13 protein-coding genes are annotated in these 15737 nt (G+C 56.1%); 4 read left to right on the plus strand and 9 right to left on the minus strand.

From position 1 onward, the window contains the following. Nucleotides 1–10 precede the first annotated feature (10 nt). Both E1297_RS34235 and ffh read right to left on the minus strand, forming a co-directional pair. Nucleotides 11–334 (minus strand): chorismate mutase, encoded by a 324-nt coding sequence (locus tag E1297_RS34235; RefSeq protein WP_155146065.1) that lies wholly within the window; start codon nucleotides 332–334, stop codon nucleotides 11–13. Next, complete coding sequence (gene ffh, locus E1297_RS34240) at nucleotides 331–1872, minus strand: signal recognition particle protein (protein WP_155146067.1); 1542 nt, start codon at nucleotides 1870–1872, stop codon at nucleotides 331–333. The genes E1297_RS34235 and ffh overlap by 4 nt, the downstream gene beginning before the upstream one ends. Nucleotides 1873–2230: 358 nt before the next feature. Between ffh and E1297_RS34245 the strand changes: the two genes are divergently transcribed. Then, nucleotides 2231–3670 (plus strand): TrkH family potassium uptake protein, encoded by a 1440-nt coding sequence (locus E1297_RS34245; RefSeq protein WP_209016176.1) that lies wholly within the window; start codon nucleotides 2231–2233, stop codon nucleotides 3668–3670. Here the strand turns inward: E1297_RS34245 and E1297_RS34250 are convergent, their stop codons facing one another. Further along, on the minus strand, nucleotides 3671–4348 hold the full coding sequence (locus E1297_RS34250; RefSeq protein ID WP_155146069.1) for a YggS family pyridoxal phosphate-dependent enzyme: 678 nt from the start codon (nucleotides 4346–4348) through the stop codon (nucleotides 3671–3673). A 254-nt stretch (nucleotides 4349–4602) separates the two neighbouring features. On the opposite strand from E1297_RS34250, the gene leuS reads away from it, so the two are divergent. The 3 genes from leuS to holA are packed head-to-tail and all read left to right on the plus strand — an operon-like array spanning nucleotide 4603 to nucleotide 8842. Beyond that, nucleotides 4603–7215, plus strand: coding sequence for a leucine--tRNA ligase (gene leuS / locus E1297_RS34255; RefSeq protein WP_155146071.1), 2613 nt, complete (start codon nucleotides 4603–4605; stop codon nucleotides 7213–7215). Beyond that, nucleotides 7202–7783 (plus strand): hypothetical protein, encoded by a 582-nt coding sequence (locus E1297_RS34260; RefSeq protein WP_155146073.1) that lies wholly within the window; start codon nucleotides 7202–7204, stop codon nucleotides 7781–7783. The genes leuS and E1297_RS34260 overlap by 14 nt, the downstream gene beginning before the upstream one ends. A 15-nt stretch (nucleotides 7784–7798) precedes the next feature. After that, nucleotides 7799–8842 carry a DNA polymerase III subunit delta gene (holA, locus tag E1297_RS34265; RefSeq protein WP_209016177.1) on the plus strand — a complete coding sequence of 348 codons (1044 nt, stop codon included), beginning with the start codon at nucleotides 7799–7801 and terminating at the stop codon, nucleotides 8840–8842. A 33-nt stretch (nucleotides 8843–8875) separates the two neighbouring features. Here holA and E1297_RS34270 read toward each other — a convergent pair whose 3' ends face one another. From E1297_RS34270 to E1297_RS34295, 6 genes are all read right to left on the minus strand, one after another. Next, entirely contained in the window at nucleotides 8876–9802 is a 927-nt protein-coding gene (locus tag E1297_RS34270) for a ParB/RepB/Spo0J family partition protein (RefSeq protein ID WP_155146075.1), read from the minus strand. A 110-nt stretch (nucleotides 9803–9912) separates the two neighbouring features. Beyond that, nucleotides 9913–10737 carry a ParA family protein gene (locus tag E1297_RS34275; RefSeq protein WP_155146077.1) on the minus strand — a complete coding sequence of 275 codons (825 nt, stop codon included), beginning with the start codon at nucleotides 10735–10737 and terminating at the stop codon, nucleotides 9913–9915. After that, on the minus strand, nucleotides 10734–11375 hold the full coding sequence (gene rsmG / locus E1297_RS34280) for a 16S rRNA (guanine(527)-N(7))-methyltransferase RsmG (protein ID WP_155146079.1): 642 nt from the start codon (nucleotides 11373–11375) through the stop codon (nucleotides 10734–10736). Before rsmG ends, E1297_RS34275 begins: the two co-directional genes overlap by 4 nt. 55 nt (nucleotides 11376–11430) lie before the next feature. Next, nucleotides 11431–13323, minus strand: coding sequence for a tRNA uridine-5-carboxymethylaminomethyl(34) synthesis enzyme MnmG (gene mnmG / locus E1297_RS34285; RefSeq protein ID WP_368669790.1), 1893 nt, complete (start codon nucleotides 13321–13323; stop codon nucleotides 11431–11433). A gap of 301 nt (nucleotides 13324–13624) precedes the next feature. Then, entirely contained in the window at nucleotides 13625–14977 is a 1353-nt protein-coding gene (mnmE, locus tag E1297_RS34290) for a tRNA uridine-5-carboxymethylaminomethyl(34) synthesis GTPase MnmE (RefSeq protein WP_155146083.1), read from the minus strand. Between the two features lie 108 nt (nucleotides 14978–15085). After that, the gene (locus E1297_RS34295) at nucleotides 15086–15640 is read right to left on the minus strand and encodes a GNAT family N-acetyltransferase (protein ID WP_155146085.1); all 555 of its coding nucleotides are present in this window, start codon (nucleotides 15638–15640) and stop codon (nucleotides 15086–15088) included. Nucleotides 15641–15737: the final 97 nt, after the last annotated feature.

Below are 15737 nucleotides of genomic sequence, written 5' to 3' on the forward strand. Positions count from 1 at the left end.
TCCAGTTTGTTCAGTTGCCGGTATCAGCGGCAATGGCTTCATGGTGCCGGATCACTTCATGAACGATGAAGTTCAGGAATTTCTCGGCAAAGTCAGGATCGAGATGGGCATCCGAGGCGAGCTTGCGCAGCCGTTCGATCTGAATTTTCTCCCGCGCCGGATCAGCTGGCGGCAGGTCGTTATTGGCTTTCAAGATGCCGACCTTCTGGGTGCACTTGAACCGTTCGGCAAGCATGTGAACCAGAGCTGCATCGATGTTGTCGATGGACCCGCGCAGGGCCTTCAACTCTTCCAGAGCATCACTCTGACCAAGTCGCTGTTCGGCATTGCTCATCTTTTCTTGCCTTTGCCCATGCCCGGAAGGCCTGGGAGCTTCGGTCCGCCAAGGCCAGGCAGACCCGGCATCCCGGGAGGCATGCCGCCACCAAGTCCGCCCAAGCCACCGGGCAACCCTTTCGGCAACTCCATGCCGCCGGGCATCTGTCCGGACTTGGCCATTTCCTCGAGCTGCTTGGGATCGACATCCGGCATGCCGCCGCCCATTCCGCCCATGAGCTTGCCGAGCATGCCTTTTTTCTTGCCCATGGCCTTCATCATGTCGGACATCTGCCGGTGCATCTTCAGAAGCTTGTTGACCTCGGCCACCTGCACGCCGGAGCCGGCGGCAATGCGCTTTTTCCGGCTGGCCTTCAACAGATCCGGCTTGCGGCGCTCGGTCGGGGTCATTGACTGGATGATAGCGATCTGGCGCTTGAACACCTTGTCGTCGATGTTCGCTGCCTCGATCTGCTTCTTCATCTTGCCGACACCGGGAAGCATGCCCATCATTCCGGACATGCCGCCGAGCTTCTCCATCTGCTTCAGCTGTTCGGCGAGATCTTCCAGGTCGAAATGACCTTTCTGCATCTTCTTGGCCATCTTGGCCGCCTGTTCGGCGTCAATGGCCTCGGATGCCTTCTCAACGAGCGATACGATATCGCCCATGCCCAGAATGCGATCCGCGATCCGCTTGGGATGGAAGTCTTCCAGAGCGTCGGATTTTTCACCCGTACCGATGAGCTTGACCGGCTTGCCGGTAACGGCCTGCATGGAAAGGGCTGCACCGCCGCGGCCGTCACCATCCATACGGGTCAGCGCAATACCGGTAATCCCGACACGCTCGTCAAAGCTTTTGGCCAGATTGACCGCATCCTGACCCGTCAGGGAATCTGCGACCAAAAGAATTTCATGGGGCTGAGCGGCAGACTTGACCTCTGCCATTTCCACCATCAGGGGCTCGTCAATGTGAATCCGGCCCGCAGTATCAAGCAGGACCACATCATAGCCACCGAGTTTGGCTGCAGACATCGCCCGCTTGGCAATCTCGACCGGCCCTTGCCCGGCGACGATCGGGAGCGTATCGATATCATTCTGCTCGCCAAGTACCTTCAACTGCTCCTGAGCCGCTGGACGCCGGGTGTCGAGCGAAGCCATCAGAACCTTGCGCTTGTCGCGCTGGCTCAGGCGGCGGGCAATCTTGGCCGTCGTGGTGGTCTTACCGGAGCCCTGCAGACCCACCATCATGATCGGCACAGGCGCGGGGGCATTCAGATCAATTGGCTGTGAATCCGACCCGAGCATTTCCACCAGCTGATCGTGAACGATTTTCACGACCATCTGCCCCGGGGTCACGGACTTGACCACTTCCGCACCGACTGCCCGGTTGCGTATCTTGTCGGTAAAGGAGCGCACGATCGGCAAGGCCACGTCCGCCTCGATCAATGCGCGGCGAATTTCGCGCATCGCTTCATTGACGTCGTTTTCCGACAGGGCACCGCGTCCGGTGAGCTTGTCGAAAATGCCGCTTAATCGATCGGACAGGCTTTCAAACATCAAGTGGTCCTTGGAACTGCGTTTCGGGAAGTCTCCCGACCATATGGGCAACGAATGGATTGATGCAAAGCGATATATCACCCGAGGGCGCAACGCGCTGTCGGATGTTCACCTCCGGGAACTCTTTACACCTTTTCGGGTCCCGGTCAGCAGATCAGATTTTTCGTCACTCATATGGAGTTGTGCCCGTTTGCCCGAAACATCTGCAGGAGTCAAGGAAAACCACGTGGGTTTGAGCCGTAAAACGGCGCTGGCAATTTGAACATGCTTGCGTTTTGATGGATGCGGGGCAATAACCGCCCTGCTCTCGCGACATCGACTGCCGGTACCGACAGCCGACCAACCCGGATGTCAGCCCATGAATTTTCGCGCCATCGCTCTGCCGTTCGGGCGGCTGCTGATCCTGATCGCGCTCTTCATGTGTTTTCCTGCGATTGCGGATCTCTTCGCCGGAAATCCGGACTGGAAGGTCTTTTCAGTTTCCGCCGTCCTATTGGTAGCAATTGGGGTCTTCATAAACCTGTCGCTTCATGGTGAAGCTCCTCCCAGACGGTTCAAGGAAGCGGTCATATTCGTCAATCTGGCCTGGTTCGGCTTTTCGATCGCCGGTGCGGTCCCCTTTTATCTCAGCGGACTCGACATCTCCTTTGTCGATGCCGTTTTCGAAACAGCTTCAGGCCTCACCACGACAGGCTCAACCGTCCTGACCGGGCTGGACACCATGCCCCCCGGCATACTGCTCTGGCGGTCCCTCTTGCAATGGATTGGCGGCATCGGCGTTGTGGCGATCGGCATCTGGCTGCTTCCCGGCCTCAGGATCGGCGGAAGCCAGTTGTTTGCGCTCGAATCCTCTGAAAGCACGGCAAAGCCGTATGGACGTGTTGAACCGTTTGTTGTGCGACTGCTTGTTCTTTACGCCGCTCTGACAGTGTCCTGCACCGTTCTCTACATTTTGTTCGGCATGACACCCTTCGTCGCGCTGAACCACGCCTTCACCACGATCTCGACCGGCGGTTTTTCGACATCGGATAATTCCTTCGGCCAGTTTCCGGGAACCGCCATATACTGGGTCGCGATTGCTTACATGCTGGCTGCGAGCGTGCCGTTCCTGTTCATTCTGCGATCCATCGAGCGCAAGGCACCGATCCCGGAACCGCAAATTCCGCTACTATTGTCGATTATCGCTTTCGCAACGGTTTCAATTTTCCTGGCTGAACGGTGGGTTGTGCATGACACCCCGTTTCACATGTTCACGCTGGCTGCATTCAATGTCGTGTCGGTCATTACGACGACCGGCTATGCTGCCAACGACTATCTGCAATACGGGGCCTACATTGCCTGCACGTTTTTCCTTCTGACATTCTTCGGGAGTTGCAGCGGATCAACATCCGGCGGGTTCAAGATGTTCCGGATCATCATCCTGTTCAACCATATCAAATGCACCCTGCGCGGGATGGTTCGGCCCCATCGCATAGTCGAACCAAAATACAATGATGCTCCGGTCTCCTTGTCGGTTCTGGAAGGCGTTATGGTTTTCGCGATCCTGTATGGCGGCGTGTTCGCCCTTTTCGCCACGCTATACGCCATGCTTGGCCTAGACCTTGAAACTGCCTTGAGCGCATCAATCACTGCCCTTGCAAATGTCGGCCCGGGGGTCGGTGACACCATCGGACCATCCGGGACATTCCAGTCCCTCCCCGACACGGTCAAGTGGCTTCTTGCCGTCCAGATGATCCTCGGGCGTCTCGAAATTCTGGCCGGCATCATTCTGGTCACGCCCCAATTCTGGGAGCGATGATCAGGCAATGGCAGGACGCGCTCCAAAGATCGCGGAGCCGACACGGACATGGGTCGCACCAAACCCGACGGCTACGTCGTAGTCGGATGACATCCCCATGGACAATTGGTTCAAGCCATTACGCTTGGCAATTTTCTCAAGAAGTGCAAAATGCGGCCCCGGGGCATCTTCCACCGGCGGAATGCACATCAGTCCGACGATTTCCAAACCGACTTCCTCCTTGCAAAACGCGATGAATGCATCCGTTTCCTTGGGCGGAATGCCTGCCTTTTGCGGCTCTTCGCCGGTATTGACCTGTATGAAACACGGCAACGGCCGCCCCTGCCGATCCATTTCCGCTTTCAAAGCCTTCGCGATTTTTTCCCGGTCGACAGAATGAATAACGTCGAATGTTTCGACCGCTTCCCTGGCCTTGTTTGACTGTAACGGACCGATCAGGTGCAGTTCGATACCGTCATGATGCTTTCGAAGCTCCGGCCATTTTTTCATGGCCTCTTGCACGCGGTTTTCGCCAAACACCCGCTGACCGGCTTCGATAACCGGCCGGATCTCCGGCACATCAAACGTCTTGGAGACAGCAACCAGCGTCACGGCATTCTCTGTACGGCCGTGTTCGTGCTCGGCCTTCCGGATTGCCTCTTGAACTGCGAAAAGCTGCTCTGCCGCTGCCTCGTTCATGTCTCGCCTCTGAAATTGCATAAATGGAACCCTCACATAGAGTTCATTCGGCCCCGAATTCAAGCCACTCAAATACGCCAAGCCACAACAGAACTCCCGAGCCTGTCAGGGGTGCCAAGGCAAAATTTGGCACCCGGCCTAGACGCGACCGGGCAAGTGGCATATTGACCTGAAGCGGGTTAACTGGTGACGCTCCCGCACCTTGGCAATCGAAAACCGCGCAAGATTTCAGGCGCAGCAAAACGGCACGATTAATGGCAACGGAACGGTATAACGCGCGCGAAGTTGAAGCGCGCTGGCAAGAGACTTGGAACGAACAAGACGTCTTCGTCACGAACAATGACGATCCGAGGGAAAAGTATTACGTCCTCGAGATGTTCCCCTACCCGTCCGGCCGCATCCACATGGGCCATGTGCGCAACTACGCCATGGGAGATGTTGTCGCCCGTTACAAGCGGGCCAAAGGCTACAACGTCCTGCATCCGATGGGGTGGGACGCCTTCGGCATGCCGGCCGAAAACGCTGCAATGCAGAACAATTTCCATCCGAAGGACTGGACCTATGAAAACATTGCCAGCATGCGCGCCCAGCTCAAGATCATGGGTCTGTCGCTCGACTGGAACCGGGAGTTTGCGACCTGCGATGTCGCCTATTACACACAACAGCAGCGCCTGTTCCTGAAGTTCCTGGAAGCCGGTCTGGTCTACCGCAAGAATGCCAAGGTCAACTGGGATCCGGTCGATATGACCGTGCTTGCCAATGAGCAGGTCATTGACGGGCGCGGCTGGCGCTCCGGCGCGCTGGTCGAACAGCGTGAACTGACCCAGTGGTTCTTCAAGATTTCAGATTACTCCGAAGAACTTCTCGAAGCGATCGACTCGCTCGACCGCTGGCCGGAAAAAGTCCGGCTGATGCAGAAGAACTGGATCGGCCGGTCCGAAGGCCTGCGCGTCCGCTTCGCGTTCAAAAGTCCGGCTTCCACCGGCGACGAAGTCCTCGAAATCTTCACGACACGCCCGGATACACTGTTCGGGGCCTCGTTCATGGGCTTGTCTCCCGATCACCCGATTGCAGTGAGCCTTGGTGAAACCAATCCGGACGTGAAGGCATTCATCGAGGAATGCCGCCGGGTCGGGACCTCGGAAGAGGCCATCGAGAAGGCCGACAAAAAGGGCATCGACACCGGCTTGCGGGTAACGCATCCGCTGGATCCGTCCATCGAACTGCCGGTCTACATCGCAAACTTCATTTTGATGGGCTACGGAACCGGCGCGATCTTTGCCTGCCCGGCTCATGACCAGCGCGATCTTGATTTTGCCCGCAAATACAACCTCCCGGTACGCCCTGTGGTGCTGCCGGACGGCGCGGACCCGGAAAGCTTCGAAATCGGAACGGAAGCATTCACCGACGACGGCAAGATCTTCAATTCCGGGTTCCTGAACGGGATGTCGATTGCCGACGCCAAGGATGCGGTCGCCCGGAAACTGGAAGCGGTCTCGCTTGAGGGAACGCCTCAGGCAGAGCGGCAGGTTAATTACCGCCTGCGCGACTGGGGCATCTCGCGCCAGCGCTATTGGGGCTGCCCGATCCCGGTAATTCACTGCGACGACTGCGGTGTCGTTCCGGAAAAGGACGAGAACCTGCCCGTCGAACTGCCAAACGACATCAATTTCGACAAGCCTGGCAACCCGCTCGACCGTCACCCGACCTGGCGGAACACCACCTGCCCGAACTGCGGCAAGGCGGCCAGACGCGAAACCGACACCATGGACACCTTTGTCGATTCCTCCTGGTATTTTGCAAGGTTCACGGCGCCCGATTGCGACCAGCCAACGGACCCTGAAGCAGCCAACAGCTGGCTGCCGGTCGATCAGTATATCGGCGGCATCGAACATGCGATCCTGCATCTGCTCTATTCCCGTTTCTTCACAAGGGCGATGGAAAAGGTTGGAGCAGTCAATCTGAAAGAACCGTTCAAGGGCCTGTTCACCCAAGGCATGGTCACCCACGAGACCTACAAGTCGGAAAGTGGGGAATGGCTCAGCCCGGCAGACATTCAGATTACCGAGACTGACGGAACCCGGACTGCAGTGCACACACAGACGGGAACGCCTGTGAGCATCGGCTCGATCGAAAAGATGTCGAAGTCGAAGAAGAACACCGTGGATCCGACTGATATCATCGAGACCTACGGTGCGGACACGGCCCGCTGGTTCATGTTGTCCGATTCGCCGCCCGAGCGGGACGTTATCTGGACGGAAGAAGGCGTTCAGGGGTCCTGGCGCTTTGTCCAGCGCGTCTGGCGCCTCATCAACGACATCTCCGAAACAGCTCAGCGCAGTGCGCACACCGCGGCAGACGCTGAAGGTGATGCTTTGGAGCTGCGCAGGGCCACACACAAGACACTGGATGCAGTCTCCAAGGATCTGGAGACACTTGGCTTCAACCGCTCGGTCGCGCGCCTCTACGAGTTTGCCAATACAATTGGCAAAGCTACCCAGAAGGCCGGGCAAGATCTCGCTTTTGATGCGGCCTTGTTCGAAGCAGCCGAGTATCTGGTTCACATGTTCGCACCCATGATGCCGCACTTGGCAGAAGAATGCTGGACCGTTCTGGGCAAGGATGGCCTGGTCGCAATGTCCGCATGGCCGGCTGCGGATGCGTCCTTGCTCGTTGATGATACCATCACCCTTCCCGTTCAGATCAACGGCAAACGGCGCGGCGAAATTGCGGTGCCAAGAGAGGCTTCCAAAGAGGACATAGAAACGGCTACTCTGGAATCGGATTTTGTTCAGCGTGCGCTCGATGGCAAAGCGCCGCGGAAAATCATTGTGGTGCCGCAAAGGATCGTGAATGTTGTCGCTTGATCAACTGGCCCGGAGCAAAAGGTCGTCTGCTTCAAAGTGGCTACTGGCCGGGGCCGTGCTTCTCGGCCTTTCCGGCTGTCAGGTCCGGCCGCTCTACGGGTCTCTCGATTCGCAGTACAGCGGGAGCACCGTGTCAGCCGATCTGGCGGCGATCAGGGTGGAGCCGATCAACAGCAAATATGCAAACACCGATACGGTGCGGGTCCTCTACAACGATCTTGTCTACAATTTCGAGCGTGGTGCGGAGCGCCCCGAGAAGCGGTACCGGCTTGAGGTGTTGGTAAACCTGATCAGCGCTGAAGTCAGTGTGGAAGAACTGCAGGATGTGCCCGCCGCCTATGCGACTACGCTGACAGCAACCTTTGTGCTGAGCGAATTGAAAACCAACACAACGCTCTACACAGGCAAATCCTTTGCAACGGCATCCTACGACTTCTCCGACCAGCGTTTTGCAAACAAGCGGGCGTCCCGGAATGCGCAGGAACGCGCGGCAAAGGTCGTTGCTGACGACATTCAAGCGCGTTTGGCAGGCTTTTTTGCCGAACAGGTAACACAAGGCGAAAGCTGATTTGGAGGAGCTTCCGTGACCCTCCTGAAGGCCGCCGAAATTGATCGCTTCCTCTCCAATCCGCCCGAAGACTGCCCTCCGGTATTGATCTTCGGGCCGGATACAGGACTTGTGTCCGAGCGCGCAAGCGCACTGGTTTCCAAAGCCTCGGAAGGCGATTCCGATCCGTTCAACCTCGCCAAAATCGATGCATCGGAACTTGTTTCGGATTCGAATCGATTGATTGACGAAGTTCTCACAATCCCTCTATTTGGAGGACGCCGGATTATTTGGGTGAAGGATGCTGGTGGGAGAAACCTTTCGCCGGCTATGGAGCCTGTGCTCAAGCAGCAACCGTGCCCTTCACTCGTGGTTCTGGAAGCCGGTGACCTCAAGAAGGGAACCGGCCTTCGCAAGCTTTTCGAAAGCAACAGGAATGCCATTGCCGTCCCCTGCTACACGGATGGGGACAGAGGCATCGATCAACTGATTGACCAGGAAACACGTAGCGCTGGCCTCACGATTTCACGGGAAGCGCGCGCATCGCTGCACGGACTTTTAGGCGCAGACCGGATGGCCAGCCGCGGTGAACTCAAGAAACTCTGTCTTTATGCGCTTCACAAGGGCCGTATTGAGACCGGTGACATTGAGGCTATTATTGGTGATGCCTCTTCTTTTGAAGCGTCAGAACTGATTGATGCGGCTGCAACCGGCGACATCACCACCTTGGATCACGGCTTGGAGCGTCTGACTGCAGCAGGCTCCAAGGCAACGATTATAGCCAACCAGGCCTTAAAGCATTTCCAGGGGCTACATCGGATGCGGTCCGATGTTGAGGCAGGCCGTTCAGCCCAACAGATTGTCGAATCTCAGAGACCGCCTATCTTCTTTAGCCGGCGTGCTTCTTTCACGCGCCAACTGATAACATGGTCCTGCAGGGACCTTGAGCGCGCCATGCAAATCCTGTCGGATGCAACACGTGTATCCCGATTGAATGATGCGCTCGGCGCACCGGTCTTGTCTGATGCTCTATTGACCCTCGCACGAGTTGCAAGGGCCCGGGGCCAGCAGCGGCGTTGATATAAAACCGAAACGCCTCCGAAACAAAAACCTTTACCGAACCTCGACGCCCAACTTTCGGCACAGCTCGTCCAACTGATCGAGAGAAGTATATTTGATTTTCAGATCCCCGGCTTCTTTGCCCGGCTTGTGGCCAACAACAACCTTGAGCCCCAAGCTGTCGGTCAACCGTTTTTCCAAGGACTTGGTATCTGCGTCCTTTTCCGGCCTGGGCGCAGCGTCTTTCTTGCCGTTCATCAGACGATCCAGGGCCACCGGATCTTGAGCCAGTTTTTCCGCCTCGCGAACTGTAAGGCCCTTCTCGACAATCAACTCGGCAAGCGCGGCCGGATCTTCCACAGTGATCAGCGCCCGGGCGTGCCCTGCCGTTAACAGTCCCTCAGCCAGGTAATCCTTGACCGAGTTCGGCAATTTCAAAAGTCGCAGTGTGTTGGCCACATGGCTTCGGCTTTTGCCGATCACTTTCGCCAATTCGCCTTGGCTGTACTGAAACTCCGCAACGAGCTGCTCGTACCCCATGGCTTCTTCAATCGGATTCAGATCCGCACGCTGGACATTTTCGATAATCGCCAGTTCGAGCGCTTCCTGATCGGTCACATCCCGAATAATGACCGGCGCTTCATGCAAGCCCGCCTTTTGTGCAGCGCGCCACCGCCGTTCCCCTGCAATGATCTCGAAGCGATCCACCTGCCCCACAGCCGGGCGGACCAATATGGGCTGCACAATCCCTTTCGCTTTCAGGGACTCAGCAAGATCGGACAGATCGATTTCGGTAAAGGTCTTGCGTGGATTCCGGGGATTGGGCGTAATATGCTCAATCGGAACCTTGCGGCTGTCTCGCGGTGCACTCTCGCGCTCTGGAGCCGGTGCAGGGGCTGTTTCCTGTTGAAGCGTGGAATCGCCAATAAGCGCAGCAAGGCCACGTCCCAGTCGTTTGTTCTTGCCTTTTTCCTCTGCCATGCCACGCACCCGGTATTGTTCGATTTGTCAGTTTGTTGGATACAATCCAAGCCTTGTCCGAAACCACATAGATTAACCGGACACAATATGCACTTGAAATATGAACAGGCTCACGCGGCCACAGGCCGCAGATCCCGTTCCCGCTGGATGATTTCGGAAGCCAGACGCAAATAGGCCTGACTGCCCGCGCATTTCAAATCATATAGCAAGGCCGGCTTACCATAGGACGGTGCTTCAGAAACACGGACATTGCGCGGAATAATCGTCTCGTAGACCGCATCGCCCATGGTTTCCCTGACATCCGCAACCACCTGGCTCGACAGGTTATTGCGGCTATCATACATGGTCAGAACAATGCCATGAATGGTCAATTCGGAATTCAGGGCGCCACGCACCTGCTCCACCGTGCTCAGCAGCTGGCTCAGCCCCTCAAGCGCAAAGAACTCGCACTGCAACGGCACCAGAATGCTGTGGGCTGCAGACAGGGCATTGATTGTCAGCAAATTCAAGGATGGCGGGCAATCGACCAGAACATAGGTGATGCCGAGTTCTTCAGCCAGGGAGGACCGGGACAGGCCGGTAATTGCATTTCGAAGCCGGTAGGCGCGATCACTGCTCGACGCGATCTCCAACTCCAGCCCAAGCAAATCCATCGTGGAGGGCGCCACCCAGAGCCGGGGGACAGCTGTTTCCATCACGGCTTCAGCAAGAGCGCAATCACCACTCAGCACATCATAGGTCGACAGGTTCCGGTCTTTCCGCTCGATGCCAAGTCCGGTTGAAGCATTGCCTTGCGGATCCAGATCAATCACCAGCACCTTCTCCCCGATCGCGGCCAAGGCCGTTCCAAGGTTGATGGCTGTGGTGGTTTTTCCAACGCCGCCTTTTTGATTGGCGAGACATAGGACACGAGGAGAATCGGGAAGCATGCTCATGCGGTAACACCTTCCAAGCTTCCGGGCCGGGCAGATATATTGGATAACAGAAGCATCCGGCTCGATGGATCGACGATACTCTTATGTTGTATCAGATCAAACGTCCAAGCGTGAGACGCTTCATTAACTTCTCGTTGAAATTCTTGCCCTTTGTGGAAAACAGCTGTCGCACCATCCGCCGTAAACGATTCAGAAAGCTTGAGCAGCAGATCGAGAGACGCCAAGGCACGGGCAGAGACAGCGTCTGGTGCCCCATGGCGCCAATTCTCTGCTACTGCCTCAATACGGCCCGCATGAACCGTTCCTGTTGAACCGGTTTCTCTCAGGGCCGTTCTCAGAAAAGCGACTTTCCTCTGGTTGCTCTCAATCATGTGGACATGAGAACCGGGGACATCGGCAAGGAGAATTGCCGTGATGATGCCGGGAAATCCTCCTCCGCTACCGATATCGACCCAGGTGCGGGCATCGGGCAAAGACCATTGTGTCTGCAGACTGTCGACCACATGGCGGATCCAGATGTCGGGAATGGTCGAGGGTGCAATCAAGTTTTGCGCGGGCTGCCATTTCAAAACAAGATCGACGAAGACTTTGAGGCGGTCGAGTGTTTCACGTGAAACATCTCCATACTTGGAGACCATCGCAGCAGACCCTTGCACCAGATCCCGAAGCGAATGCTTGTTTGCGTAGGACATATCAAGCAGCTCCCCTGCCCGCAAGTTGCCGACGCTTCAGATGCGACAGGATCAAGGTCAGGGCTGCCGGCGTCATGCCGTCCATACGCGATGCCTGTGCCAAGGTCGCCGGCCGGGCTGTTGCCAATTTCTGCTTCAGCTCATTCGATAACCCCGCCAAAGCCTCAAAATCAAACTCGGCAGGAATCTCCAGGGCTTCATCCCGTTTCAGGGCAGCGATGTCAGCCGCCTGCCGCTCGAGATAAACCGCGTAAAGCGCGTCCGTCGCAGCCTGCTCGGCGATCTTGGGATCAACTGCCAGCAATTCCGGCCAAACTTCGGACAAGCGCCGAAAACTCATATCCGGATAAGACAACAGGTCAAAAGCCGACCTGCGGATGCCATCCTGATTGACAGGAATCCCTTTCTTGCTGGCCTCAGCCGGTGTCAGTGTCAATTCCTTCAGAAGCCGCGTTGCCTCCACGATCGCTGCCATCTTGCCTTCATAGGCCAACCGCCGCTGTTCCGAGACACAACCAACTTCAATCCCGAGTGGCGTTAAGCGCTGGTCCGCATTATCCGCCCGCAAGGACAAGCGATATTCGGCACGGGAGGTAAACATGCGATAAGGCTCGGTGATCCCTCTCGTCACCAGATCATCAATCATCACGCCCATATACCCTTGTGAGCGATCAATGATAAACGACGGTTTCCCTTGCACCGACAGGGCCGCATTGATCCCGGCAACCAACCCCTGAGCCCCTGCTTCCTCATAACCCGTCGTGCCATTGATCTGGCCGGCAAGAAACAGTCCGTGGCACCGTTTGGCTTCCAAGGTGGTTTTCAATTCGCGTGGATCGACATGGTCATATTCGATGGCATACCCCGGCTGAAACACTTCAACCTTTTCCAATCCCGGGATAGACCGCAGAAATGCAATTTGCGCGTCTTCTGGCAAGGATGTCGAGATCCCGTTTGGATAGACCGTATGATCATCCAGACCTTCCGGTTCCAGAAAAATCTGGTGGCCATCCCTGTCGCCAAAACGAACGATCTTGTCCTCGATCGACGGACAGTACCGAGGGCCCCTCCCCTGTATTTCACCAGAATACATAGCCGAGCGGGCCAGATTGGCCCGGATGATCTCATGCGTTTCGGGTGTTGTCCGAGTGATGTGACATGGCACCTGCGGCGTCGTTATCTCCTCGGTCAGAGTTGAAAACGGTTCCGGGCTCTCATCCCCCGGCTGAACCTCCAGCCGATCCCAATCGATGGTCCGGCCATCCAGCCGGGCAGGTGTCCCGGTTTTCAACCGGCCAAGATCAAATCCAATTTCCTCCAGAGACTTCGACAGGCCAAGTGCCGGTTGCTCTCCCGTGCGGCCTGCGGGGAATTTCTTGTCCCCGATATGGATCATTCCCCGGAGAAATGTCCCGGTGGTCAACACCACAGCACCACAGGAAATCCGGCGCTCATCAACAAGACCAAGCCCGATGATCTCCCCGGTTCCGCCGCGGATGAAATGATCGGCCTCCGCTTCGACCACAGTCAAATTTGAGACTGTCTTGATTTCGGTTTGCATTGCTTCACGGTAAAGCTTCCGGTCCGCTTGCGCCCTGGGCCCCCGAACGGCGGGCCCTTTACGCCGGTTCAGCAAACGGAACTGAATACCGGCCTTGTCCGCCACACGCCCCATCAGGCCGTCAAGGGCGTCAATCTCGCGAACAAGGTGGCCCTTCCCCAATCCGCCAATGGCGGGATTGCACGACATCACGCCAATTGTTTCAAACCGATGTGTGACCAATGCCGTTCGTGCACCGGTACGAGCTGCTGCTGCAGCTGCTTCACAGCCTGCATGACCGCCGCCAATCACGACAACGTCAAATGCCAAATCAGATCTTGTTTCTTCAGTCACAACCGACACACCCGGGTCCTTTACGGTGCCCAGCACCTGAATTTTACCGTTTGATGAATGATCAGTGGGGATCAACAGCTGACAGCCGGATCGCACACACATCTATTCTGCCGGGCAACAGACCCAGCGTTCTTAAGAATTTATACCCGCGAAGGCGCATAGGGTCAAAGCTTATCCACCGTCACAAGATCATTTCAAAACAGTCTTGATCCGGATCCATTGTGACGCGAATAGGAACGCTGTTCCGGCATCGATTTGAGGGCCCCATGTTTCACGTGAAACACCCAAATGCCAGCAGAGTTTACTTACCGATACAAAAGTCTCGAAAAATCACATCCAACAAATCTTCGACATCAATCCGGCCGGTGATCGTTCCAAGGCAAACCGCAGCCTTTCTAAGGTCCTCGGCCCGCAGCTCCGGTGGAAAATGCGTGTTGGCCACAGCCTGTGCCAGTGCTTTTCCACATTCTTCCAACAGGTAACGGTGGCGATCCCGTGTCGCCAAAGGTGATTCCCCGATAGAAATCGATTGCTCTGCAAACACCGCGAGCTTCTTCAACAAAGCTTCCAGACCATCCTGAGCCTGCGTGGATACCAAGATGCCGGCATCCACTTCCGCAAGATCGCGCATGTCGATGCCTAAATGATCCTGTTTGGTTTTGAGGTTCCAGATGGGAACACCTGCAGATTCGACACCACCCAACAATTCCGGATCAGCATCTGTGAACGCCAAACCGCCCGGCTCTTCAAGCCAAAGAACCAGATCAGCCCCCCTCCCCCGGTCGAGCGCCCGCCGGATGCCTTCCCGTTCCACAAGACCTTCCGTTTCCCGAAGCCCGGCCGTGTCGACCAAGGTGACAGGATAACCAAAAAGATCCAAATGCACTTCGATGATATCACGTGTGGTCCCGGCTTCTTCCGTGACAATCGCGACATCACGCCCTGCCAAGGCATTCATAAGACTGGACTTGCCGGCGTTGGGGGCTCCCATGAGAACCACCTGAATTCCGGATCGGATGCGTTCCGCATTCCTTGATTTTTTTAGGTGTATGTTTATCTCCGACGCCAATGCGTCCGCTTCGCGCCATACCTCATCGGCGACGCTGCCCGGAACATCTTCTTCATCGGCAAAATCGAAGTCCGCCTCGATCATGGCCCGCATTTGGATCAACCGTTTGCGCCACCCTTCATAAAGAGAACCAAGCGCTCCGCTCATCTGGCGTAGCGCCTGCTTGCGCTGCATTTCCGTTTCGGATGCGATCAGATCAGAAAGGCCCTCAACTTCCGTCAAATCCAACCGGCCGTTGTAAAATGCGCGGCGCGTAAACTCTCCCGGCTCTGCCGGGCGGCAGCCGGTCTGGCCGGACAAGGTTTCCAAAACAGCGGCAACGACAGCCCGCCCGCCATGACAATGCAGTTCGGCGACGTCTTCCCCAGTGAAACTTTTTGGAGCCTGGAAATACAAAACAAGGGCTTCATCAAGGAGGTCACCGGAACCTGGATTTTTCAATCTCCTGAGCACAGCCTGTCTCGGCTCCGGCAAAAGACCAGCAAGTTTCACAAGAACAGTACGGGTTTGTGGACCGGACAAACGAATGACGGCAACCCCTGCGGGTAAAGAACCGCTCGACAATGCATAAATTGTTTCGGTCATGATTCTATCTCAAAGCCTCGGGATCGCCGTCTTTGTTGATATCAGAGATCAGAACTGTTTCGACTCGGTCCAAAAAACCGTCGTGATGTTTCACGTGAAACACATCTCCTAGAACTGGTTCCGTTTCAACCTATAGAGCACATGCCGCTGGAGATGATGACCATCCGGGACTGAGGGGTGATCGAAATCACCATCCAGGTCGCGCAGCATTCCAATTCTTTGCATCACCTTCTGTGACGGAATGTTCTGAACTGCCGTAAAAGACACGATTTCATCCAAAGCGGCACTCTCGAAACCAAATTCAAGCCAGGCTCTTGCCGCTTCACTTGCAAGTCCCTGCCCCCATGCTTCAGGCAACAACCGCCAACCGATTTCAACACATGGTGAAAAGGCCAAGGGCTTGCTGAAACGGGGACGATGCAAGCCGGCAAACCCTAGAAACTTACCGGTATTCCGATCCTCTATTGGAAGAAAACAAAATCCATTTTCCTGATGACTGGAAATCAGTCTGTCCAAAAAGGACTTTGTTTCCTCCTCCGATAGAATGGCCGGAAAATGACGCATAACGTCCCGGTTAGAACAAAGATCGAACAAATTCTGGAAATCCGATCCCTTGTTCCACGGCCGGATTGACAAACGTTCGGTCCCAGTCGGAATGTTCATTGTCCGCACCTCGTCGTGACAGCATCGGTAAACGTTCTGCCCATTCAACACCAGAACAAAGAAAGGCGCAGCAATTGTTCCCAAAGCTGCGCCTTCT

Source organism: Roseibium sp. RKSG952, from assembly GCF_009711355.1.

Excerpts from the sequence above, each read along its gene's own strand:
- E1297_RS34235 (WP_155146065.1), bottom strand. The coding sequence starts at position 334 with ATGAGCAATGCCGAACAGCGACTTGGTCAGAGTGATGCTCTGGAAGAG.
- ffh (WP_155146067.1), bottom strand. The coding sequence starts at position 1,872 with ATGTTTGAAAGCCTGTCCGATCGATTAAGCGGCATTTTCGACAAGCTC.
- E1297_RS34245 (WP_209016176.1), top strand. The coding sequence starts at position 2,231 with ATGAATTTTCGCGCCATCGCTCTGCCGTTCGGGCGGCTGCTGATCCTG.
- E1297_RS34250 (WP_155146069.1), bottom strand. The coding sequence starts at position 4,348 with ATGAACGAGGCAGCGGCAGAGCAGCTTTTCGCAGTTCAAGAGGCAATC.
- leuS (WP_155146071.1), top strand. The coding sequence starts at position 4,603 with ATGGCAACGGAACGGTATAACGCGCGCGAAGTTGAAGCGCGCTGGCAA.
- E1297_RS34260 (WP_155146073.1), top strand. The coding sequence starts at position 7,202 with ATGTTGTCGCTTGATCAACTGGCCCGGAGCAAAAGGTCGTCTGCTTCA.
- E1297_RS34270 (WP_155146075.1), bottom strand. The coding sequence starts at position 9,802 with ATGGCAGAGGAAAAAGGCAAGAACAAACGACTGGGACGTGGCCTTGCT.
- E1297_RS34275 (WP_155146077.1), bottom strand. The coding sequence starts at position 10,737 with ATGAGCATGCTTCCCGATTCTCCTCGTGTCCTATGTCTCGCCAATCAA.
- rsmG (WP_155146079.1), bottom strand. The coding sequence starts at position 11,375 with ATGGTCTCCAAGTATGGAGATGTTTCACGTGAAACACTCGACCGCCTC.
- mnmE (WP_155146083.1), bottom strand. The coding sequence starts at position 14,977 with ATGACCGAAACAATTTATGCATTGTCGAGCGGTTCTTTACCCGCAGGG.
- E1297_RS34295 (WP_155146085.1), bottom strand. The coding sequence starts at position 15,640 with ATGAACATTCCGACTGGGACCGAACGTTTGTCAATCCGGCCGTGGAAC.